Origin of the sequence: Halomonas sp. 3H (assembly GCF_024206005.1) — a bacterium.
GTDB classification, from domain to species: domain Bacteria; phylum Pseudomonadota; class Gammaproteobacteria; order Pseudomonadales; family Halomonadaceae; genus Halomonas; species Halomonas campaniensis.
On sequence record NZ_CP100360.1, the window covers coordinates 40,836 to 62,466 of the forward strand.

Annotated in this window: 18 protein-coding genes; 6 read left to right on the forward strand and 12 right to left on the reverse strand. The window is 70.5% G+C overall.

The genetic code is table 11. The annotated features are described in order from the left end of the window. Nucleotides 1-2 precede the first annotated feature (2 nt). From NFC98_RS00190 to NFC98_RS00200, 3 genes are all read right to left on the reverse strand, one after another. Nucleotides 3-632, reverse strand: a complete 630-nt coding sequence (locus NFC98_RS00190) for a hypothetical protein (protein ID WP_254276267.1) — start codon at nt 630-632, stop codon at nt 3-5. Between the two features lie 95 nt (nt 633-727). Further along, on the reverse strand, nt 728-1,756 hold the full coding sequence (gene pyrB, locus NFC98_RS00195; RefSeq protein WP_254276268.1) for an aspartate carbamoyltransferase: 1,029 nt from the start codon (nt 1,754-1,756) through the stop codon (nt 728-730). A gap of 63 nt (nt 1,757-1,819) precedes the next feature. Next, entirely contained in the window at nt 1,820-2,515 is a 696-nt protein-coding gene (locus tag NFC98_RS00200; protein ID WP_254276269.1) for an IclR family transcriptional regulator, read from the reverse strand. A gap of 190 nt (nt 2,516-2,705) precedes the next feature. On the opposite strand from NFC98_RS00200, the gene NFC98_RS00205 reads away from it, so the two are divergent. From NFC98_RS00205 to NFC98_RS00215, 3 genes are all read left to right on the forward strand, one after another. Continuing rightward, a complete protein-coding gene (locus NFC98_RS00205; RefSeq protein ID WP_254276270.1) occupies nt 2,706-5,045 on the forward strand; it encodes a cytochrome P450/oxidoreductase in 2,340 nt (779 codons plus the stop codon). A 56-nt stretch (nt 5,046-5,101) separates the two neighbouring features. Then, nucleotides 5,102-6,172 (forward strand): TRAP transporter substrate-binding protein, encoded by a 1,071-nt coding sequence (locus tag NFC98_RS00210; protein ID WP_254276271.1) that lies wholly within the window; start codon nt 5,102-5,104, stop codon nt 6,170-6,172. A gap of 96 nt (nt 6,173-6,268) precedes the next feature. After that, the gene (locus tag NFC98_RS00215; protein ID WP_254276272.1) at nt 6,269-6,697 is read left to right on the forward strand and encodes a hypothetical protein; all 429 of its coding nucleotides are present in this window, start codon (nt 6,269-6,271) and stop codon (nt 6,695-6,697) included. Nucleotides 6,698-6,773: 76 nt separating this feature from the next. Here the strand turns inward: NFC98_RS00215 and NFC98_RS00220 are convergent, their stop codons facing one another. Further along, nucleotides 6,774-7,568, reverse strand: a complete 795-nt coding sequence (locus NFC98_RS00220; RefSeq protein ID WP_254276273.1) for a LuxR family transcriptional regulator — start codon at nt 7,566-7,568, stop codon at nt 6,774-6,776. Nucleotides 7,569-7,702: 134 nt separating this feature from the next. Between NFC98_RS00220 and NFC98_RS00225 the strand changes: the two genes are divergently transcribed. Further along, nucleotides 7,703-9,394, forward strand: a complete 1,692-nt coding sequence (locus NFC98_RS00225) for an FAD-dependent monooxygenase (protein WP_254276274.1) — start codon at nt 7,703-7,705, stop codon at nt 9,392-9,394. Between the two features lie 2 nt (nt 9,395-9,396). Next, nucleotides 9,397-9,594 carry a hypothetical protein gene (locus tag NFC98_RS00230; protein ID WP_254276275.1) on the forward strand — a complete coding sequence of 66 codons (198 nt, stop codon included), beginning with the start codon at nt 9,397-9,399 and terminating at the stop codon, nt 9,592-9,594. A 17-nt stretch (nt 9,595-9,611) separates the two neighbouring features. On the opposite strand, the gene NFC98_RS00235 is transcribed toward NFC98_RS00230, so the two are convergent. Next, the gene (locus NFC98_RS00235; protein ID WP_254276276.1) at nt 9,612-10,835 is read right to left on the reverse strand and encodes an MFS transporter; all 1,224 of its coding nucleotides are present in this window, start codon (nt 10,833-10,835) and stop codon (nt 9,612-9,614) included. Between the two features lie 12 nt (nt 10,836-10,847). Continuing rightward, entirely contained in the window at nt 10,848-11,318 is a 471-nt protein-coding gene (locus NFC98_RS00240) for an Lrp/AsnC family transcriptional regulator (RefSeq protein ID WP_183329847.1), read from the reverse strand. Nucleotides 11,319-11,493: 175 nt separating this feature from the next. Here NFC98_RS00240 and NFC98_RS00245 point away from each other — a divergent pair, with 175 nt between their 5' ends. Next, entirely contained in the window at nt 11,494-15,003 is a 3,510-nt protein-coding gene (locus NFC98_RS00245) for an indolepyruvate ferredoxin oxidoreductase family protein (protein WP_254276277.1), read from the forward strand. 141 nt (nt 15,004-15,144) lie between these two features. Here NFC98_RS00245 and NFC98_RS00250 read toward each other — a convergent pair whose 3' ends face one another. The 6 genes from NFC98_RS00250 to NFC98_RS00275 all read right to left on the reverse strand — a co-directional run bounded on the left by NFC98_RS00250 (nt 15,145) and on the right by NFC98_RS00275 (nt 21,502). Then, on the reverse strand, nt 15,145-16,362 hold the full coding sequence (locus NFC98_RS00250; protein ID WP_254276278.1) for a multidrug effflux MFS transporter: 1,218 nt from the start codon (nt 16,360-16,362) through the stop codon (nt 15,145-15,147). Between the two features lie 115 nt (nt 16,363-16,477). Further along, entirely contained in the window at nt 16,478-17,122 is a 645-nt protein-coding gene (gene maiA / locus NFC98_RS00255; protein WP_254276279.1) for a maleylacetoacetate isomerase, read from the reverse strand. Between the two features lie 26 nt (nt 17,123-17,148). After that, on the reverse strand, nt 17,149-18,165 hold the full coding sequence (locus NFC98_RS00260) for a fumarylacetoacetate hydrolase family protein (protein WP_254276280.1): 1,017 nt from the start codon (nt 18,163-18,165) through the stop codon (nt 17,149-17,151). 75 nt (nt 18,166-18,240) lie between these two features. Then, nucleotides 18,241-19,551 (reverse strand): homogentisate 1,2-dioxygenase, encoded by a 1,311-nt coding sequence (gene hmgA / locus NFC98_RS00265; RefSeq protein ID WP_254276281.1) that lies wholly within the window; start codon nt 19,549-19,551, stop codon nt 18,241-18,243. Nucleotides 19,552-19,566: 15 nt separating this feature from the next. After that, nucleotides 19,567-19,785 carry a DUF2783 domain-containing protein gene (locus NFC98_RS00270; protein ID WP_254276282.1) on the reverse strand — a complete coding sequence of 73 codons (219 nt, stop codon included), beginning with the start codon at nt 19,783-19,785 and terminating at the stop codon, nt 19,567-19,569. Next, nucleotides 19,772-21,502 carry an FAD-dependent oxidoreductase gene (locus NFC98_RS00275; RefSeq protein ID WP_254276283.1) on the reverse strand — a complete coding sequence of 577 codons (1,731 nt, stop codon included), beginning with the start codon at nt 21,500-21,502 and terminating at the stop codon, nt 19,772-19,774. Before NFC98_RS00275 ends, NFC98_RS00270 begins: the two co-directional genes overlap by 14 nt. Between the last annotated feature and the right edge of the window lie 129 nt (nt 21,503-21,631).

Here is a 21,631-nt window from a genome sequence, read left to right on the forward strand (position 1 = left end):
GGTCAGGCCGGGTCGGCCCGGTGAAAGTCGTTCACCGAAATGCCGGTAAACTTCTCCAGGAAGAACACCAGGGTCGCGGGGTGATGGAAGCGCTCCTCGAAGCTCTCCTGCGCTCCTTCGCCGCGCCGGGTGACGCTGGCCCGGTATTCGCCGCCGGCCTTCACCACCCGCACGCTGGCCTCCCTGCCGCCTTCGCGCTTCTGCGCCTCGAGTTGCGGCTGACCCTCCAGCAGCGTCTCCAGCTGCCGCGCGGCCTCGAGTTCCTCCGGCGTTGCCCAGATCGCCTGGTCGCGGTCGCCGTAGCGGTAGAGGATCACCACCAGCAGCGCGGCGAACACCGTGCTGGTGAGCATCCAGGTGGTCAGCGTGCCGGAGAGCGGCATGCTCAGCAGCACGAACAGCTGGAGCACCACCCCCACCGCCAGCGCCGCCGCCAGGGGGCGCCACATGCGGGGCCCCATGAACCCGCGCTTGAGGATGTAGCCCCACAGCCCCACTACCGCCAGCGCACCCACCACCAGGTGCGCCAGCGCCATGGGCGTGCCGCCGCCGGCCAGCAGCGCGATCAGCCCCACCAGCAGCAGGCAGGTGTAGAAGAGGGCAAGCAGGTGATAGGCGCGTCGCAGGCTCATGGGAATCTCTCCTCCTGAAAGGGACAGCGGGGCCGGCTGGCGGCCGAGCCCCTGATCGTCATCAGCATAGGCGAAGCGCGCCGAAGTGCCTCCCGTCAGAGCTCCCGGTCGTCAACGCCCACGCGGGCCGGCACGAACCAGCGCACCGGGCGCAGGTCCTGCTCGATCAGCTCGTCCACCTCCAGCAGGGTGGCGAAGATCGCCATGCGCACCGGGATGCCGTTGTCGGTCTGGCGGAAGATCGCCAGGCGCGGGTCACCGTTGAGGTCCACGTCCAGGTCGTTGGCGTCCGGGCGGCTGTCCCGGGGCAGCGGGTGCATGACCAGGGTGTCGCGGCCGCAGCGGCGGTCCAGGAAGGTGCGGTCCACGGTGAAGTCCCGCGACAGGCTGAATCCCTCGCTCATCTCGGCGGTGAAGCGCTCCTTCTGGATGCGGGTGGTGTAGACCACGTCCACGTCCGCATAGTCCTGGGCCAGGCTGTCGCGCTGCTCCACGCGGTGGCCGCGGGAGGTGACCAGGTCGACCAGGTGGCTCGGCATCTCGAGCCCCGGCGGGGCCACCAGGGTGATGCGCAGCGGCGCGTAGAGGGAGAGCAGCTTGATCAGCGAGTGCACGGTGCGGCCGAACTTGAGGTCGCCGGTCATCAGCACGTGGGCACCGGCCAGCTTCTTGCCCAGCCGGGTGAACTCCTTGTCGATGGTGTAGAAGTCGAGCAGCGCCTGGCTGGGGTGCTCGCCGGGGCCGTCGCCGCCGTTGATCACCGGCACATTGGTGGCGGCGGCGAACTCCGCCACCGAGCCCAGCTCGGGATGACGCATCACGATGGCGTCGCAGTAGCCGCTCATCACCCGGCTGGTGTCGTAGAGCGACTCGCCCTTGGCCATGGAGGAGAAGGTGAAGCCGGTGGTGTCGCAGACGCTGCCGCCCAGCCGGCAGAAGGCGGCGTTGAAGCTGACCCGGGTGCGGGTGCTGGCCTCGAAGAAGAGGTTGCCGAGCACGGCGCCCTCCAGCACGCGGGTGACCTGGCGCCGCTGGGCGATGGGCTCCATGCGGGCGGCGACCCGCATCAGGTGGTCGACATGGTCACGGGTCAGGGAATCGACGGAGAGCAGGTGGGAACTCATCGGCGCGGCCTCGGCTGGCGGGGGAGTGGACGGCCGCTAGTGTACTCCGCCGCGGCGCCGGCTTCACGGGGCCGCGGCGTCGCCGGGGGCCACCAGCGCGGCCAGCGCCCGGGCGGCGGCCATCACCTCGGCGATGGCGGTGTCGCTCTCCAGATCGTCCATGGCCACCACGCCCACGCAGGCCTCCACGCCGCTGCGTCGCGGATCGGCGGGGATCGGGCTGGCCACCCCCACGGCGCCGCGCTGCAGCTGGCCCCGGGTCAGGCTGTAGCCCTCCCGGCGGGCCCGGGTGACGGCCTCGGCCTCGCCCGTCTCGGCGGGGCGCCCGGCGAGGATGGCGATACCCGCCGCGCCCAGGCTGAGCGGATGGCGGCTGCCGACGCGGTAGCCGACCCGCAGCAGCCCGTCGTCGGGCTCCGCCACCAGGATCACCACGGCCTCCTCGCCCTGGGCGACCGAGAGGAAGGCGGTGGCCCGGGTGGCGGCCGCCAGCGCCTTGAGGCGCGGCTGGGCCAGGGCCCGCAGCTGGGGCTCGAAGCGCGACGCCAGCAGGCTGATCCCGGCGCCCAGCCGCAGCAGGCCGTCACGGCCGCGGTTCACCAGGCCGTGCTGTTCCAGGGTGGTGACGATGCGGTAGGCGATGGCGCGGTGGACCGCCAGCCGTTCGGCCAGCTCGGCCACGCTCAGGCCGTCGGCCTGCTCGGCGATGATCGCCAGGGCGTTCAGGCCGCGGTCGAGGGTCTGCAGGGTGGTGGACATGGGCGACCTCCTGGGCGTCGTGAGCGGCCCCGTGCGGCTCCCGGGGCACGGTTGACGTCGCCGGGAAAGGGGCCTATTTTTCGCATTGTGCGTTGATTAGAACAAAGCGTGCGATAAAAGTAAAAGTAAGGCCAGTCACGACAAGGCCAAGAGAAGCAACGTCGCCGCACCGACCCAGACGGAGCCCAGCATGACCTCTGCCCCTTCCCAGCCCGCTGCCGAGGCGGGCGGCTGCCCCTTCCACCGGGTCAACGAGCCGGCCCCCAACGGCTGCCCGGTGTCGCCGCAGGCGGCCGCCTTCGATCCCTTCGACCGCCCCTACCAGCTCGACCCCGCCGAGGCGCTGCGCTGGTCGCGGGACCAGGAGCCGGTGTTCTGGAGCCCGAGGCTCGGCTACTGGGTGGTGAGCCGCTACGACGACATCAAGGCGATCTTCCGTGACAACCTCACCTTCTCGCCCTCCATCGCCCTGGAGAAGATCACGCCGCCCAGCGACGAGGCCCTCGCGGTGCTCAAGCGCTACGACTACGGCATGCACCGCACCCTGGTGAACGAGGACGAGCCGGCCCACATGGCGCGGCGCCGCGAGCTGCTCGATGCCTTCACTCCGGAGGCGCTGGAGGCCCATGCGCCGATGGTGCGGCGGCTGGTGCGCGAGCGGCTGGACGCCATCATCGACCGCGGCCGCGCCGACCTGGTGGCCGAGCTGTTCTGGGAGGTGCCGCTCACCGTCGCCCTGCACTTCCTGGGCGTGCCCGAGGAGGACATGGAGCAGCTCAGGCGCTTCTCGGTGGCCCACACCCTCAACACCTGGGGGCGGCCCTCCCCGGCGCAACAGGTCGAGGTGGCCGAGGGGGTCGGCCGGTTCTGGCAGTACTCCGGCGAGGTGCTGCGCCGGATGCAGGCGCGCCCGGACGGCCACGGCTGGATGTACGACATGATCGCCAAGAACCGCGAGAAGCCGGACGTCGTCACCGACAGCTACCTGCACTCGATGATGATGGCGATCATCGTAGCGGCCCACGAGACCACGGCGCTGGCCACCGCCAACGCCTTCCGTCAGCTGCTCTCCCGGCCCGCGGTGTGGGCCGAGCTGTGTGCCAACCCCGCGCTGATTCCCGCTGCGGCCGAGGAGTGCCTGCGTCACTCCGGCTCGGTGGTGGCCTGGCGCCGCATTGCCACCCGCGAGGTGGCGGTGGGGGGCGTGACCATTCCCGAGGGCGGCAGGATCCTGATGGTCACCGCCTCGGCCAACCATGATCCGCGCCACTTCGAGAATCCCGACGAGCTCGACATCTACCGCGACAACGCCGTGGACCACCTGACCTTCGGCTACGGCAGCCACCAGTGCATGGGCAAGAACCTGGGGCGCCTGGAGATGCGGATCTTCCTCGAGGAGTTCACCCGCCGCCTGCCGCACCTCGAGCTCGAGGAGCAGACCTTCACCTTCCTGCCCAACACCTCCTTCCGCGGCCCGGAGGCGCTCCGGGTCTGCTGGGACCCGGCCCGCAACCCCGAGCGCCGCGACCCGGCGGTGCGCACCGCCCAGCGCGATTTCCCGATCGGCGCCCCCGAGAGCCGCGCCATCGTGCGGCGGGTGAGGGTCACCCGCGCCGTGCCCGAGGCCGAGGGGATCCTCGGCGTGACCCTGGCCGACCCGGCTGGGGGCTGGCTGCCCGCCGGGTCCCCCGGCGCCCACCTGGACCTGGTGCTGCCGAGCGGGGAGACGCGAAAGTACTCCCTTTGCGGCCCGGCCGACAGCGGCGACTGGCGTCTCGCCGTGCTGCGCGAGCCCCAGGGCCGCGGCGGTTCCCGCTGGGTCCACGAGGCGGTGAAGGAGGGGCTTGCGCTGGAGGTGCGCGGCCCGCGCAACCACTTCCGCCTGGACGAGGGCGCCGAGCGCTACCTGCTGATCGCCGGCGGCATCGGTATCACCCCGATCATCGCCATGGCCGACCGGCTCAAGGCGCTGGGCAAGCCCTACGAGCTCCACTATGCCGGGCGCGGCCGCGACACCATGGCCTTCCTGGAGCGCCTGGCGCGCGACCACGGGACGGCCCTGCGCCTCTACCCCGGGGCCGAGGGCGCACGGCTCGACCTCGCGACGCTGCTGGCCGAGCCGCGAGAGGGGAGCCGGATCTACGCCTGCGGCCCCGAGCGACTGCTGGACGCCCTCGCCCAGCAGACCCGCCACTGGCCCGAGGGCAGCCTGCACGTGGAGCACTTCTCCGCCGAGGGCACGGCCCTGGACCCCGAGCGGGAGCATGCCTTCCAGGTCGCCCTGGCCGACTCCGACCTGACCTTGGAGGTGCCCCGGGACCGCACCCTGCTGCAGACCCTGCGCGCCGCGGGTATCGACGTGCCCAGCGACTGCGAGGAGGGGCTGTGCGGCAGCTGCGAGGTGGCGGTCCTCGACGGCGAGGTCGACCACCGCGACAAGGTGCTGACCGCCTCGGAGCGCGAGGGACAGGATCGCCTCATGACCTGCTGCTCCCGCGCCAGGGGCAAGCGACTGGTGCTGGCGCTCTAGCGCCGGCATCCCGATGACCGGTACGCCAACCACACCCACCACAAGGAAATCCAACAATGAAAAAGCTGGTGACCCTGACCGCCGCCTCCGCCCTGCTGGGCCTGGGCGCGCTCTCACTCTCCTCCCAGGCCCTGGCCACCGAGCTCCAGGTCAGCACCTGGGCCGGCCCCAACCACGGCGTCAACACCATCGTCTGGCCCACCTGGGCGAACTGGGTGGAAGAGGCCACCGAGGGGCGCGTGACCGTCAACGTGGTGCATGACATGGGGCCGCCCGGCGCCCAGATGGATCTGATCGCCGACGGGGTGGCCGATGCCACCTGGCTCTTCCACGGCCTGATGCCGGGGCGCTTCGAACTGACCAAGCTGCCGGAGCTGCCCACCTTCGAGGAGTTCTCCTCCGAGGCGGCCTCGGTGGCCTACTGGCGCACTCATCACGAGTATTTCGCCGAGGCGGGGGAGCATCGCGGCGTGGAATTGATCGGCCTGGGGGTGCATGGCCCGGGGACGCTCTTCCTGAGGGAGGGCATCGATGACCTCGATGACCTGGCCAACAAGCGCGTGCGCATCGGCGGCGGCATCATGGCCGACATCTCCGGCGCCCTGTCGCTGAGCGGCGTGGCCCTGCCGCCTGGCGGCACCTACGAGGCCGCCACCCAGGGCGTCATCGATGGCGCCATGCTGACCCTGGAGGGGCTGCGCAGCTTCCGCCTCGCCGAGGTGCTGCCCTACACGGTGGAGATGCCCGGCGGCTTCTATCGGGGCAGCTTCTCCCTGGTGATGAACCCCGACACCTGGGCGTCGCTCTCCGACGAGGACCGGGAGGCCATCGCATCGGTTTCCGGCGAGCGGCTCTCAAGGCTGTTCGGCTACATGATGGACGTCGTGGACGTGCGCGGGGTGGAGTTCGCCCGGGAGCAGGGCAACACCTTCATCGAGCTGCCCGACGCCGAAGTGGAGCGCTTCAAGGCCATGGCCGCCGAGCTGCCCGACCAGTGGGTGGCCGAGGCGGCACGCCGCGACGTGGACGGCAGCGGGGCGCTGGCGCACTTCCGCGAGCAGCTGGAGCGGGCGGCCGAGGAGCCCGGCATGGGGCCGGAGGATGTGGTCGACAATAGCGCCATGTAGTTTCGTTTGAAACTATTTTGACCTCGGTCAAGGCGGCGAGGCTCCCGCGGGTCGATACTGAGGCCAGACACACGATCACCCGACGGGAGCATCACCATGGCCACTGCACAGATCAAGCGTACTAGCTGGTGGGAGCGTCTGACCGAGCGGTGCTATGCCGCCTCCACGCCCCAGCTGGTCCGTGACGTCCAGCACGAGGCGGGCAAGACCTACCAGCGACTGCTGACCGACCTCGACGCCTCCCTGGAGCAGGGCTTCGAACGCGAGATGGCTCGGCAGCTGGGGGCGGGTCAACCGACCAGCTTCGTGCCGGCGAAGACCCTGATGCCGGTGATGATGCAGCGCTTCGGCCTGCAGGATGCCGACCTGGCCGTCCAGCCGGGCTACGGTGCCCTGCGCGACACCTGCAACGCCTGCCCCGTGGTAGGCCACTGCTGGCAGGCCATGCGCGCCGGCGCCGAGGTCGAGGAGTGCCGCGGCTTCTGCCCCAACGCCGAGGCCTTCGAGCGCCGCGCCGCCGAGTGAAGAGAAACCGCCCTGCTTCCGAGAGCCCTGGCCCCGTGCCGGGGCTTCTCGCTTTCGGCGCCACCCTGTCGTGCGCCTACCCCCGCCGACACAGCCCCACCAGCGCCGCCCTGGAGCGCACGCCCAGCTTGGCGTAGGCGCGCTTGCGGTAGGTCTCGGCGGTGGAGAGGGCGACATCGAGTTCGGCGGCGGCGGTCTTGAGGGTGTGGCCGCGCAGCAGGTGGAGGCAGAGCTGGCGCTCCCGCGCGGAGAGCGGTGCCAGCGCCGTGGCCTCCTCGGGGCTTGCGGGCAGGGCGGCGGGGCCTGCCTGGCGGTAGTGGCGGCGAATCAGGCTGGCCAGCAGGGGCATGAGTTCCCCGAGGTGCGCCAGCTCCTCGGGACGAAAGCGCCCCCGGCCGAGGTCCCGGTAGAGGTTGAGGTAGTAGACGACGCTGCCGGCGGGAATCAGCAGCGAGACCTTGTCGGCCAGGTCGGGGAAGGCGAAGAGGTGGCGGCGATAGGCCGGCGACATGGTCTCGGCCTGCATGGGCGCGAGCTCTCCCGCGGACTCGTCGTCCCCCTCCGCCAGCAGGCGGCGCAGCCGGGGATAGTGCGGGTCCTGGCGGAACAGCCCGCCGGCATAGAGGGCGGCGAGGCGCCCGGCGACCTTGGGATAGCGCGAGTTGTCCACCAGCCGGGTCGCCATCCTGTCGCCCTCGGCGTAGGCGAAGAGGATGCACTGCTCGATGCCCACCCCCCGGTGCAGCAGGGCGATCAGCTTCTCCTCGAAGCGCGCGCTGCCCAGGTGGCCCACGCACTCGGCCACGGCCGCCAGCAGCGCCGGCCAGTCCGGGGAGTCGCCTGTCGTGGATGCGGTTGTCAGGGTTGCCACCTTCGTCGCAGGGAGTGGGGCTTCTGTCCCCTCTTTGACGGGACAGGGAGCGGCTCGGCCCGGGGATACGCTGCCTCGACGTCAGACAGCTATCTCATCACACAACAACGCCGACCCCTGACAGGAGAGAGGCCATGCGACCCGCCGGACGCGCCGAGACCGATTCGCTCTACTTCGATTATCCGCATTTCCCCTTCGTTCGTCCTCCCGAGCTCGAGGGCAAGGCGGTGCGTCACCGGGTGGCCATCGTCGGTGCCGGGCCGGTGGGCGTGACCGCCGCCCTGGAGCTGGCCCGCCACGGCATCGCCTCGGTGGTGCTGGACGACAAGGCCACCGTCAACGACGGCTCCCGGGCCATCTGCATCTCCCGCCACAGCCTGGAGCTCCTCCAGCAGCTCGGCGTCGATGCGCCCTTCACGGCGAAGGGGCTGGGCTGGACCCAGGGCCGCACCTACTTCCGCGACCGCGAGATCTATCGCTTTCGCATGCCGCACTCCGACCAGGAGCGCTACGCCCCGATGGTCAACCTGCAGCAGCAGTACATCGAGCAGTTCCTGATCGACAAGGCCCAGGCGAGCGGTCTGATCGAGATGCGCTGGCAGAGCGCGGTCACCGGGGTCGAGCAGGATGCCGACGGCGTGACCCTCCAGGTGACCACCCCCGAGGGGGACTATGCGCTGGCCTGCGACTACCTGCTGGCCGCCGACGGCGGGCGCAGCCGCATCCGTGAGTCGCTGGGGCTCTCCCTGCACGGCCAGGCCTACGAGGGCCGCTACGTGATCGCCGACGTGCGCCTCAAGTCGGATTTTCCCACCGAGCGCCGCGCCTTCTTCCACTCGCAGGCACTGCCCGACGCCACCATCCTGGTGCACAAGCAGCCCGATGACATCTGGCGCATCGACTACCAGCTCGGACCCGACGAGGACCCGGAGCAGGCGGTGGAGGAGGGCAGCATCCGCGAGAAGGTCAGCCTGATCATCCGCGAGGTGATGCACGAGAGCGAGGAGTGGGAGCTGGAGTGGTGGAGCCTCTACAAGGCCTACACCCTGGCGCTGGATGATTATCGACATGGAAGAGTGCTGTTCATCGGCGACAGCGCCCATCTGGTGCCGATCTTCGGCGTGCGTGGCCTCAACAATGGCCTGGCCGATGCCGCCAATGCCGGCTGGAAGCTCGCCTGGGTGCTCAAGGGCCAGGCCCCGGATGCCCTGCTCGACAGCTACAGCCCGGAGCGGCGCGGCGCCACCCTGGACGTCTTCGCCAACGCCGGCAAGAGCACCCGCTTCATGACGCCGCCGACCCGTGGTCATGCGCTGATGCGCGATGCCGCCCTGGCGCTGGCCTTCCACAACGACTACGCCAGCGGCTTCGCCAACCCCCGCCAGGTGACTCCCTACACCTACGCCGAGAGCCCGCTGACCCTGGCCGACGACCCGGCCTTCACCGCCGGCCCGGTGCCCGGGGCGCCGCTGATCAATCGCCGCCTGGGCGATGACGACTTCCTGCTCGACCACCTCGGCACCGGCTTCACCCTGCTGCACTTCAGCGAAGACGGCCGCGTCGAGCCGGCCCTGCGGCAGGGCGTGGAGGCGCTGCAGGCACGGGGCCACGACCTCACCCTGCTGCGGGTGGCGCGCTCGCCGGGGGATGAAGAGACCCTGGTCGACGTGGATGGCAGCCTGTTCGCCGGCTATGGCGCCGAGCCCGGCAGCGCCTACCTGGCGCGCCCCGACCGCCACGTGGCGGCCCGCTGGAAGCGACTCGACCCCGCCGACCTCGAGGCCACCCTCAACGCTGCCCTGAAGACTGCCCTGGGAGGAGACTGATCATGACCGCACCGACGCTGCCCTTTGATGATCTCGAGAAGGTCTACGAGCACCTGGCCACGACCCTGGATGCGCTGCCGGAAGCCGAGGAGAGCCACTTCCTGGCCCAGCTGGCGCTGGCCCTGGCCCACCGCGTGCCCGATGTGGACCAGGTGATGGCCGCCATCGAGGAGGCCCGGCAGGGGGCGACCCTCGACTAGGGCGACCGCGCCTCGGGCTATCGGACCTCGGGCGATTCTTCGCTACCCGGCGCCTCGGCGCCGGGTTTCGTTTGCCAGCGCCGCAGCCGCCAGGCGAACGCGATACCCAGCACCAGCAGCCAGGCGCCGGCCAGCGCCAGCAGCACGCCGCTGCCGGCCAGGCGCAGCACCAGGGCGCCGAGGCTCACCCCCACCGACTGGCCGAGGAACAGGCAGCCGGCGAACACCGCCATGGCCGTGCCACGGGCGGCGGGCGCCATCTGGGTGGCGTTGGTCTGCAGGGTGCTGTGCATCATGTAGAAGCCGAGCCCCGCGGCGAAGGCGCCCCCGGCCGCAAGGCCAGGCCCCGGCGCCAGCGCCAGCAGGCAGAACCCCGCGCCCATCAGGGTGCCGCCAAGGGCGGCCAGCCCCGGCTCGCCCAGGCGATTCACCAGGGGCCTGGCCAGGGCGGCGAAGAGCAGCCCGCCGACCCCGAACAGCGCCACCAGCAGCCCCGCCACGGTCAGCGAGACCCCGAGCCGCTCGTGCAGGTGGCTCGCCGCGAAGGCCAGGGCGCCGAAGGCGGCGATCCCTTCCAGGAACACCAGCGCGAGGATCTGCCGGGCGCGGGGGATGGCCAGCACCCCGGAGAGCCGCGCCAAAAAGGCGATGCCCCCGCTGGCCTCTCCCGGCGGCGCCAGCGCCGGCTCGCGCAGCACCGCGCCGGTCAAGAGGCCCCCGGCGAGCAGGAAGAGCAGCGCCAGCACCAGGAAGGCGGCCTGCCAGCCCAGGGTGTCGGCGAGCAGCCCGCCCATCACCTGGCCGGTGATCAGCCCCATCACCGCTCCCGAGAGCATGTGGGCCAGGGTTACCTGGCGCGCCGCATAGCCGACGTTGTTGCCGACCCAGGCCATGGAGAGCGGGATGATCGCCGCGGCGGTGGCCCCGGTCAGGGTGCGGAACAGCAGCAGGGAAGAGAGCGAGCCGGCCAGCGCCGAGCCGAGGGCGCCGAGCGCGCAGGCGAGGGTGGCCAGGCCGATCACCCGCAGGGTGCCGTAGCGATCCCCCAGCGGGCCATAGCAGAGCTGCATCAGGCCGTAGGCGATGGCGAAGACGGTGATGTTCTGGGCCACGTCCGCCACCGGCCGCTCGAAGGCCCGGGACAGCGCCGGCAGCATGGCATCGGTGACGCGCATGGCGGCCATGCTGGCGAAGCCGGCCAGGGCCAGCAGCAGGATCACGCGGGTGTTCGTGGGGGGCATGGGGTATCCGGGTCAGGGCATGGGGATGGCGGTCTCGTCCTTGATCGCGCGCAGCACGAAGTTGGAGTGGACCTGGGAGATGCCCGGCAGGGTGAAGAGCTTCTCGTTGAGGAAGCGGTCGTAGGCGGCCATGTCCTCGATCACCACCCGCAGCACGAAGTCGGCGTTGCCGGTGGTGGCGTAGCACTGCAGCACCTCCGGGTACCGGGTGACCCGCTCTTCGAAGTCGGTGGTGCTGTCGAGGCTGTGGCGGCGCAGGGTGATCATCACCAGGGCACAGAGCGGCTGGCCGACCCGGGCCGGATCCACCAGGGCGGCGAAGCGCTTGATCACGCCGCTGGCCTCCAGCGCCTTGACCCGTCGCCAGCAGGCCGCGGGGGAGAGGCCGATCTGTTCGGCGAGCTCCTGGTTGGTGATGCGGCCCTGTCGCTGGAGCACCTTCAGGATGCGGCGGTCGTGGCCATCGAGCTGGTCGTCTTGCATGGGGGCATTTCACGTCTTGTCGTTATAGGAAAGATCATTGCGCTACTAGTAATAAAAAGAAAGCCTGTTTCATGAAGAAGTGCTTAACCGATTGATTTCGAAAGCACCTTTATCGCCATCGGGTCTAGACTTCGCAGCATACAACGATAACTAACCCTTGACCGAGGTGGCGACCATGAACGCTCACACCCCCGCCGTCGTCCCGGGCGATGCCCTCGACGGCACGCTCGACGACTATACCCTGGCCGACCGCTATACCCGCGACACCGGGCGCATCTTCCTCACCGGCACCCAGGCGCTGGTGCGCATCACCCTGCGCCAGGCCGCGCTGGACCGCCGCGACGGCCGCCGCACCGCGGGCCTGATCAGCGGCTACCGCGGCTCGCCCCTGGGCGGCGTCGACCAGGCCCTGTGGCAGGCCAGGGAGGCCCTTACCGAGGCCAACATCGAATTCGTGCCGGCCATCAACGAGGACCTGGCGGCCACCATGATGCTCGGCTGCCAGCAGGTGGAGACCGATCCGGACCGGCAGGTCGAGGGAGTCTTCGGCCTCTGGTACGGCAAGGGGCCCGGCGTGGATCGCGCCGGCGACGCCCTGAAGCATGGCAACGCCTACGGCAGCTCCCCCAACGGCGGCGTGCTGGTGGTGGCCGGCGACGACCACGGCTGTGTCTCCTCCTCGATGCCCCACCAGTCCGACGTGGCCTTCATGGCCTGGTTCATGCCGGTCGTGAACCCGGCGTCCCTGGCCGAGTACGAGGCGTTCGGCCTGTGGGGCTTTGCGCTGTCGCGCTTCTCGGGCTGCTGGGTCGGCTTCAAGGCGGTCTCCGAGACGGTGGAGAGCGGGGCCTCCGTGGAGGCCACGCCGCTGCCCGAGTTCGAGCCGCCGGAGTTCACGCCCCCGGCGGATGGCCTCCACTACCGCTGGCCGGACCTGCCCGGGCCCCAGCTGGAGACCCGCATCGAGCACAAGCTGGCGGCGGTGCAGGCCTTCGCCACCGCCAACCCCATCGACCGGCGCCTCTATGCCAACGAGGAGGCGCGCTTCGGCATCGTCACCACCGGCAAGGGGCACCTGGACCTGATGGAGGCGTTGCGGCTGCTGGGGCTCGGTGAGCGGGAGCTGCGTGAGCTGGGGGTGGAGCTCTACAAGGTGGGCATGGTGTGGCCGCTGCATCGCCGCGGCATCCTCGAGTTCGTGCACCCCAAGCAGGAGGTGCTGGTCATCGAGGAGAAGCGCGGCATCATCGAGAGCCAGATCAAGGAGTACATGTCCGAGCCGGACCGCCCCGGCGAGGTGCTGATCACCGGCAAGCAGGACGAGGCGGGCCGCCCGCTGATCCCCTACGTGGGCGAGCTGAGCCCGCGCTTGCTGGCCGGCTACGTGGCCGAGCGGCTGGAGCGCTTCTTCGGCATCGACCTGCAGGAGCGCCTTTCCAAGCTGGACCGCTGCCGCGCCGAGGCCCGCGAGCTGGGCGGCGTGCGCCGCCTGCCCTACTTCTGCTCCGGCTGCCCCCACAACAGCTCCACCCAGGTGCCGGAGGGCAGCAAGGCGCTGGCCGGCATCGGCTGCCACTTCATGGCCTCCTGGATGGGGCGCAACACCGAATCGCTGATCCAGATGGGCGGCGAGGGGGTGAACTGGGTGGGCAAGAGCCGCTTCACCGGCAACGGCCACGTGTTCCAGAACCTGGGCGAGGGCACCTGGTTCCACTCCGGCTCCATGGCGGTCCGCCAGGCGGTGGCCGCCGGGGTCAACATCACCTACAAGGTGCTCTTCAACGACGCCGTGGCCATGACCGGCGGCCAGCCGGTGGACGGCCAGATCACCGTGCCGATGATCGCCCAGAGCTCCGCCGCCGAGGGGGTTAAGCGCATCGCGGTGGTCAGCGACGAGCCCGGGAAGTACCGCGGCCACCGGGGCCAGTTCCCGAAAGGCGTGACCTTCCACCACCGCGACGAGATGGACGCCCTGCAGCGGGAGCTGCGCGAGATCCCCGGCTGCAGCGTGCTGATCTACGACCAGGTGTGCGCCGCCGAGAAGCGCCGCCGCCGCAAGCGCGGCCTGATGGAGGACCCGGCCCGGCGCGTCTTCATCAACCACCACGTCTGCGAGGGGTGCGGCGACTGCTCGGTGCAGTCCAACTGCCTCTCCGTGGTGCCCCGGGAGACCGAGCTCGGCCGCAAGCGCCGGATCGATCAGTCCTCCTGCAACAAGGACATGTCCTGCGTGGGCGGCTTCTGCCCCAGCTTCGTCACCGTGGAAGGCGGCGAGCTGCGCAAGGGCCAGGGGGTGGCCGTCGACGAGGCCTTCTGGCGCCGGGTGAAGGCGCTGCCGCTGCCCCAGGCCCCGCTGCTCACCCGACCCTATGACCTGCTGGTGGGCGGCGTCGGCGGCACCGGCGTGGTCACCGTGGGCCAGCTGATCACCATGGCCGCCCATCTGGAGGGGCGGGGCACCAGCGTGCTGGACTTCATGGGCTTCGCCCAGAAGGGCGGCACCGTGCTGAGCTACGTGCGCCTGGCGCCCAGGCCTGCCGATCTCCACCAGGTGCGTATCGAGGCGGGCCAGGCCGACGCCGTGATCGCCTGCGACATGGTGGTGGCGAGCTCGCGGAAGGCCCTCGACGTGCTGAAGGCCGACACCACCCGGGTGGTGGCCAACCTGGCCGAGCTGGCCACCGCCGACCACGTGCTCTACCGGGACGCCGACATGCAGGCGGACCAGCGCCTGGCGCTGCTGCGCGACGCCGTGGGCGAGGCCAATTTCGCCACCCTGGACGCCAACCGCCTGGCGGAGCAGCTGCTGGGGGACACCGTCTTCTCCAACGTCATGATGCTGGGCTTCGCCTGGCAGCAGGGCCTGCTGCCGGTGAGCGAGGCGGCGCTCAAGCGCGCCATCGAGCTCAACGGCGTGGCCATCGAGAAGAACCAGCGCGCCTTCGCCTGGGGTCGACTGGCCGCGGTGGAGCCCGGTTACCTGCAGCGTCGCCTTGACGATACTCCCCTGACCGGCGATGCCTCCCTGGACGAGGTGATCGCCCGCAACGCGCGGAGGCTTACGCGCTACCAGGACCGCGCCTACGCCGAGCGCTACGTGGCGAAGGTGGCCCGGATGCGCGAAGCGGAGGCCCGTCTCGGCGCCGACGAGTCCCTGACCGAGGCGGTGGCCACCCAGCTCTACCGGCTGATGGCCTGCAAGGACGAATACGAGGTGGCGCGCCTCTACACCGAGAGCGACTTCCTCGCCGAGCTCGAGGCCACCTTCGGCGGCGACTACAAGCTGACCTTTCACCTGGCGCCGCCGCTGCTGGCCGGCCGCAGGGATGCCCGTGGCCACCCGGTGAAGCGCCGCTTCGGGCCCTGGATGCTCAAGGCCATGAAGGGGCTGGCCCGGCTGCGCGGCCTGCGCAACGGCCCCTTCGACCCCTTCCGCTTCAGCGCCGACCGCAAGCTGGATCGCCGGCTGCTGGCGGAGTACGAGGCGCTGCTCGACGAACTGGTGGCGCGCCTCGATGCCGGCACCCACGCCACCGCCCTGGCGCTGGCCAGGCTGCCCGAGGAGATCCGCGGCTTCGGCCCGGTGCGCGAGGCGGCGGCGGAGAAGGCCGCCGAGCGCCGCGCGCGGCTGCTGGAGGAGCTGCGCCAGGGGCGGCCGGTGACCATCGCCGCCGAGGCGGCCTGATCGCCTTGCGCCGGTCACGCAGAAGGCCACGCATTGCGTGGCCTTCTGCATGGTGGCCTTGTGCATTGCGGCCTGTCGGCTCCGCCCCGCCCGGGCGAGGCTAGAGCCCTGTGCCTGCCCTTAGCACTTAGCCCTTAGCCCTTAGCCCTCGCCGGCCGGGCAGCGTTCGGCCGACTCGGCGCGGCGGCGCACCAGCAGCAGGTGGCTGGCCAGCGACAGCAGCCCCATCAGGCCGATGGTCAGGGCCAGGGTGCGCGTGCTGCCGTCGTGGAACTGGCCCACCAGGCCGCCCACCACGGCGGCGATGGTCATCTGCAGGAAGCCGAACAGCGACGAGGCCGCGCCGGCGCACTGGGGGTTGGGGGCCAGGGCGCCGGCCATGGTCTGGGGCATCAGGATGCCCACCCCCAGCATGAACACCATGTGCGGGCCCACCACCGCCCAGGGGGCGTGCACGCCGAGGGTGGCCAGGCCGGCCATCGTCGTGCCGCCGACGGCACAGAGCAGGGTGCCGCGGGTGATCAGCCGGTCGCGGCCCAGGCGGTGGCTGTAGCGGCCGCTGACCAGGGTGCCGGCGAAGAAGCCCGCCACGATCAGGGTGAAGAGGGCGCCGTAGAGGGTCGGTGCCACGCCCAGGTACTCGATCAGCACGAACGACGAGCCCGAGAGGTAGGCGAAGAGCCCCGAGAAGGCCGCGGCGTTGACCAGCGTATAGCCGACGAAGGCGCGCTGGCCCATCAGTCGCCGGAAATTGGCCAGTATCGCCCGCGGGGCGATCGACTGGCGGCGCTCCCGGGGCAGCGGTTCCGGCAGCAGCAGCACCAGCACGGCGAGCATCACCGCGGCATAGAGCGCCAGCACCACGAACACCGACTCCCAGCCGAAGAACAGCAGTAGTCCCGCCCCCACCACCGGGGCCAGGGCCGGGGCCAGCGCCATGGTGCTGGCCATGTAGGAGAGGATGCGTCCGGCCTCCAGGGGGCCGTGGATGTCGCGCACCGCGGCGCGCCCCAGCACCGGGCCGGCGGCGCCGCCGAAGGCCTGCAGGAAGCGGCCGACCAGCAGCCACTCGATGGTCGGCGCCAGGGCGCAGAGCAGGCTTGCCGCCAGGAACAGGGCAATCCCGGCGATCATCACCGGGCGGCGGCCGAAGCGGTCCGAGACCGGGCCGCAGAGCAGCTGGGCCATGGCGAAGCCGGCCATGTAGAGGCTGAGGGTCAGCTGCACCCTATCGGGGCCGGTGCCCAGCGCCTCGGCCATGGCCGGCATGGCGGGCAGGTACATGTCGGTGGCCAGGGGGCCCAGCGCGGTCAGCGCGGCCAGGGTCACCACCGTGGCGGGGGAGGTCAGCTTCAGCACCCGATGTTCCTTCTGCTGTGGGGCCTCTCGGGTTGGTGAAAGGCTCGGGAACGCGAGGCGGGCGCCTCCCCCGGGGGGAGAGGCGCCCGCTTATCATTAGCCTGCTTATTCTAGATCAGCCGGCGTCGGGTTGCGCCCCCGGCGCGGCCTGGGCGAAGGCGTCCAGGGCCCGGCAGTTGGCGGTGATGCGCCGGATCCGCGGATAGGGCGAGAGGTCGCACTCGAAGCGTTCGGCGTTGAACACCTGGGGCACCAGGCAGAGATCCGCCAGGGTCGGGGTGTCGCCGTGGCAGAAGTCGCCGCTGCCGGCCTCCCGCGACAGCATCGCCTCCAGGGCCCGGAAGCCCTCGGCGACCCAGTGGCGGTACCAGGCCAGCTTGGCCGCCTCGTCCGCCCCCAGCTCGCCCACCAGGTACTTGAGCACCCGCAGGTTGTTGAGCGGGTGGATCTCGCAGGCGATGAGCTGGGCCAGGGCGCGTACCCGGGCGCGGCCGGCGGGGTCTTCCGGCAGCAGGGCCGGGTCGGGATGCACCTCGTCCAGGTACTCGCAGATCGCCAGCGACTGGGTGAGCACCAGGCCGTCGTCCGTCACCAGGCTGGGCACCAGCCCCTGGGGGTGGCGGTCGAGGTTGGCCTCACCGCGCTGCTCACCCTTGACCAGGTTGACCGGGGCCTGGTCATGGGCCAGGCCCTTGAGATTCAGGGCGATGCGCACCCGGTAGGCGGCCGAGGAGCGGAAGTAGCCGTATAGCGTGGTCATGCGGCCTCCTTGCTTGGTTTGATGCCTCAGGGCTGGTACTTCACCACCTGCTGGTCGATGGCGCCGAAGATGCTCCTGCCCTCGCGGTCGAACATCTCGATGCGCACCCGGTCGCCGAAGCGCATGAAGGGGGTCTTCACCTGGCCGTGCAGGATCTGCTCCACCATGCGGACCTCGGCCAGGCAGCTGTAGCCCACGCCGCCCTCGCTGATCGGCTTGCCGGGGCCGCCGTCGGCGTCCGGGTTGGAGACGGTGCCCGAGCCGACGATGGCGCCGGCGCCCAGGTAGCGGGTCTTCGCCGCGTGGGCGATGAGCTCCGGGAAGCCGAAGATCATGTCGGGGCCGGCCTCGGGCACGCCGAACGTCTCGCCGTTCAAGTGCACGGTCAGCGGCAGGTGGACGCGGCCGTCCTGCCAGGCGTCGCCCAGCTCGTCCGGGGTCACCGCAATGGGCGAGAAGGCGGAGGCGGGCTTGGCCTGGAAGAAGCCGAAGCCCTTGGCCAGCTCGCCGGGGATCAGGCCGCGCAGGCTGACGTCGTTGACCAGCATCACCAGCTTGATGTGGCCGGCCGCCTGCTCGGGGGTCACCGCCATGGGCACGTCGTCGGTGATCACGGCGATCTCGCCCTCGAAGTCGATGCCGTGCTCCTCGCTGACCGCCTCGATGTCCTCGGTGGGGGCGAGAAACTTGTCGCCGCCGCCCTGGTACATCAGCGGGTCGGTCCAGAAGGTCTCGGGCATCTCGGCGTTGCGCGCCTGGCGCACCAGCTTGACGTGGTTCAGGTAGGCGGAGCCGTCGGCCCAGTGGTAGCTGCGCGGCAGCGGCGAGTGCAGCTGGCCCTGGTCCAGGTCGAAGGCGCCCTCGGCGCGGCCGTCGTTGAGCTCGGCATAGCGGGCCTCGAGCGTCGGGCTCAGCGCGTCCCAGGCCTCGATGGCCTGCTGCAGGGTCGGGGCGATATCGGTGGCGGAGACACCCCGGGAGAGGTCCCGGGAGACGATGATCAGTTCACCGTCGCGTCCGTTCTTGAGGGTGGCCAGTTTCATGGGCGTTCAATCCTTGTCGTCGGGGGCGGGGCCGCGCAGCGACCCCGTCGTCACTCTAGGTGGTGTTCTCTTGGCTCAAGGCTGGTTCGGGTCGAAATGCGAACGCAGGGTCGACCAGACGTCCACGTAGTCGCGCTGGCGGAAGTCGGCGTCCAGCGCCGCCTCGGTGGGATGGTAGACGTAGCGGCTCTCGAACATGAAGGCCATGGTGGCGCCCTGGTACTGCGGGGCCAGCTCGGCATTCGAGGCCTTCTCGAAGGTGTCGGCATCCGGGCCGTGGGGCGACATGCAGTTGTGCAGGCTGGCGCCGCCGGGCAGGAAGCCCTCCGCCTTGGCGTCATACTCGCCGTGGATCAGGCCCATGAACTCGCTCATCAGGTTGCGATGGAAGTAGGGCGGGCGGAAGGTGTTCTCGGCCACCATCCAGCGCGGCGGGAAGATCACGAAGTCGAGGTTGGCCATCCCCGGGGTGTCGGAGGCCGAGGTCAGCACGGTGAAGATCGAGGGGTCCGGGTGGTCGAAGCTCACGGTGTTGATGGTGTTGAAGTGGGCCAGGTTGTACTTGTAGGGCGCGACGTTGCCGTGCCAGGCCACCACGTCCAGCGGCGAGTGACCGAGCCGGGTCTCCCAGAAGCGGCCGGAGAACTTGGCCACCAGGCTGAAGTCGCCCTGCAGGTCCTCGTAAGCCGCCACCGGGCTCTGGAAGTCGCGGGGGTTGGCCAGGCCGTTGGCGCCGATGGGGCCGAGACCCGGCAGCTCCAGGGGGCTGCCGTAGTTCTCGCAGAGATAGCCGCGGGCGGCATCGGCGCCCTCGCCCAGGCGCACCTGGAACTTGATGCCGCGGGGGATCACGGCGATCTCGCCGTTGGCGACCTCCAGCTCGCCGAACTCGGTGCGCAGCCGCAGGGTGCCCAGCTGGGGCACGATCAAGAGCTCGCCGTCGGCGCTGTAGAAGAAGCGCTCGGTCATGTCCCGGTTGAAGGCGTAGACGTGCACCCCCACCCCGGCCTGGGACCCGGCATCGCCGTTGACCGCGATGGTCAGCAGGCCGTCGACGAAATCGGTGGGCTCGGTGGGCACCGGGACCGGGTCCCAGCGCATCTGGTTGGGGTCGGCGGCCGGCCGGGCCAGCGGGGCGGTGGCCACCGGCTTGTCCGGCAGCGGGCGGTAGGCGCTCTGCAGGACCGAGGGGCGAATGCGGTAGAACCAGCTGCGCAGGTTCTGGTGGCGCGGTGCGGTGAAGGCCGAGCCGGTGTACTGCTCGGCATAGAGGCCGTAGGCGCAGCGCTGTGGCGAGTTCTGACCCTCCGGCAGGGCGCCGGGCAGCGCCTCGGTGGCGAAGTGGTTACGGAAGCCGCTCTGGTACTGGAGTGTATCGGTGGTCATGGGAATTTCCTCTGTTCAGCGCTGTTGTTGTTGGGCGGGCCCGGCGGCCTGGGCGGCGATGGCCAGGGCCTCCTCGAGCACCCGCTGGTCGCCGACATGGTTGGCCAGCAGCAGGATCAGCCGGGCGTTGATGCGTTCGCTTTCGGCCTCGCTGCGCTCGCGGTGCGTCTCGGTCAGCGCGGCGTAGAAGGCGTCCGGGTCGGTGAAGTTCGGATTCAGCTCAAGCCGTGGCATGGCGGCCTCCCTGGGTGGTGGCGTCGGTGGTCGCGTCGAGATGGGCGCCCAGGGCGCGGGCCAGGGCGTCTTCCACTGCGGTGGCACTGATGGCGTGCCAGCGGGCGGCGACGTGCTGGTCGGGGCGCAGCAGGTAGCCGCTCCCGGCGGTTAGGCCATAGCGCTCGCCGACCAGCCCCTCGGTGTCCTCCACCAGGGTGGTGCGCGGCAGGGCGGCGAGGGGGTCGGGCGCCGGGCCGACGATCACCAGGTCGAGGTCGTCCTGGCGGGCCAGGAGCGCGCCCAGCTCCGCGGCAAGGGCTTCGGCGCGGACGGTGTCGATGCGGCCATCGAGCAGCAGCACGAAGCGGTCGCCGAACCGGTTGAGCAGCCAGGCCGCTTCGTCGTCCAGGCGCACGGGGGCGTCCTTGGCGGGGCTGCCGGGGCGCAGCTCGGCCGGATAGCCCTCGGCGTCGGGACCGTTGAGGGGCGAGCCGTCATAGCGACAGGGCAGGGAGAGGCGGCCGCTGTTGACCAGGCGCCGGGCGAAGGGGTAGTGCTCGGCCAGTTCCAGGGTCACGTCGCGGAACAGCCGGCTGACGCGGCTCTTGGGGGTGATGAAGTCGGTGGCCCGGGTGGAGTTGAGGATGTTCTCCGCCGCGCCGAGCTGGCGCTCGGTGTTGTAGGTGGCCAGCAGCGCCTCGGGGGCCTGGCCCTTGAGGATCCGCGCCAGCTTCCAGGCCAGGTTCTCGGTGCTCTGCAGGGCGCCGTTGGCCCCCCGGGCGCCGAAGGGTGAGACCTGATGGGCGGCGTCGCCCATGAACACCACCCGGTGGTGGATGAAGTCGTCCATCTTGCGGCAGCGGAAGGTGTAGACGCTGGCCCACTCGAGGTCGAACTCCACCTCCTCGCCGAGCATCGCCTGGACGCGGGGACGGATGTTCTCCTCCTTCTTCTCCTCCTCCGGGTCGGCGTCCCAGCCCAGCTGGAAGTCGATGCGCCAGACGTTGTCAGGCTGGCGGTGCAGCAGCACCGATTGGTTGGGATGGAAGGGCGGGTCGAACCAGAACCAGCGTTCGGTGGGGAAGTCGGCCTTCATGATCACGTCGGCGATGAGGAAGCGGTCCTGGAACACCTGGCCACGGCTCTCCAGGCCCAGCATGTCGCGGATCCTGCTGTTGGCGCCGTCGGCCACCAGCAGGTAGTCGCAGGTCAGGCGGTAGTCGCCGTCCTGGGTGGTAACGGTGATCGCGGTGCGCTCGGGCCGGGCCTCGACCTCGACCACCTTGTGCAGCCAGCGCAGGTCGATCCGCTCGGCCAGCGCCTCGGCGCGGTCGACCAGGTACTCCTCGAAGTAGTACTGCTGCAGGTTGATGAAGGCCGGGGCGCGATGGCCCGCCTCGGGCAGCAGGTTGAAGTCGTAGACCTCGCGCTCCTGGAAGAAGACGCGGCCGTGCTGCCAGGTCACGCCCTTGTCGAGCATGGGCTGGGCACAGCCGAGGCGGTCGAGGATCTCCAGGGTGCGCTTGGCGAAGCAGATGGCGCGGGATCCCACGCTGACGGTGTTGTTGTCGTCCAGGACCACGCTCTCGATGCCCTGCTGGGCCAGGTCGATGGCCGCGGCCAGGCCCGAGGGGCCGGCGCCGACGATCACCACCGGGCAGTGGCGAACCTCGTTGCTGTCGAGCTCGGCGGGGCGTCGGTAGGGGTAGACGGGATTGTTGTAGGTCGTTGGCATGGTTCCTCCGACCGCGGCTGTTTCCGGTGACAGGCCTGTGCGAGGGCGCTGCGAACCCCTCCCTGGGCGCTACCGATTCCTTCCCTGGAATCGGACCCTCTTCAGGCCTGTCCCCGGCGCCGCGCGTCT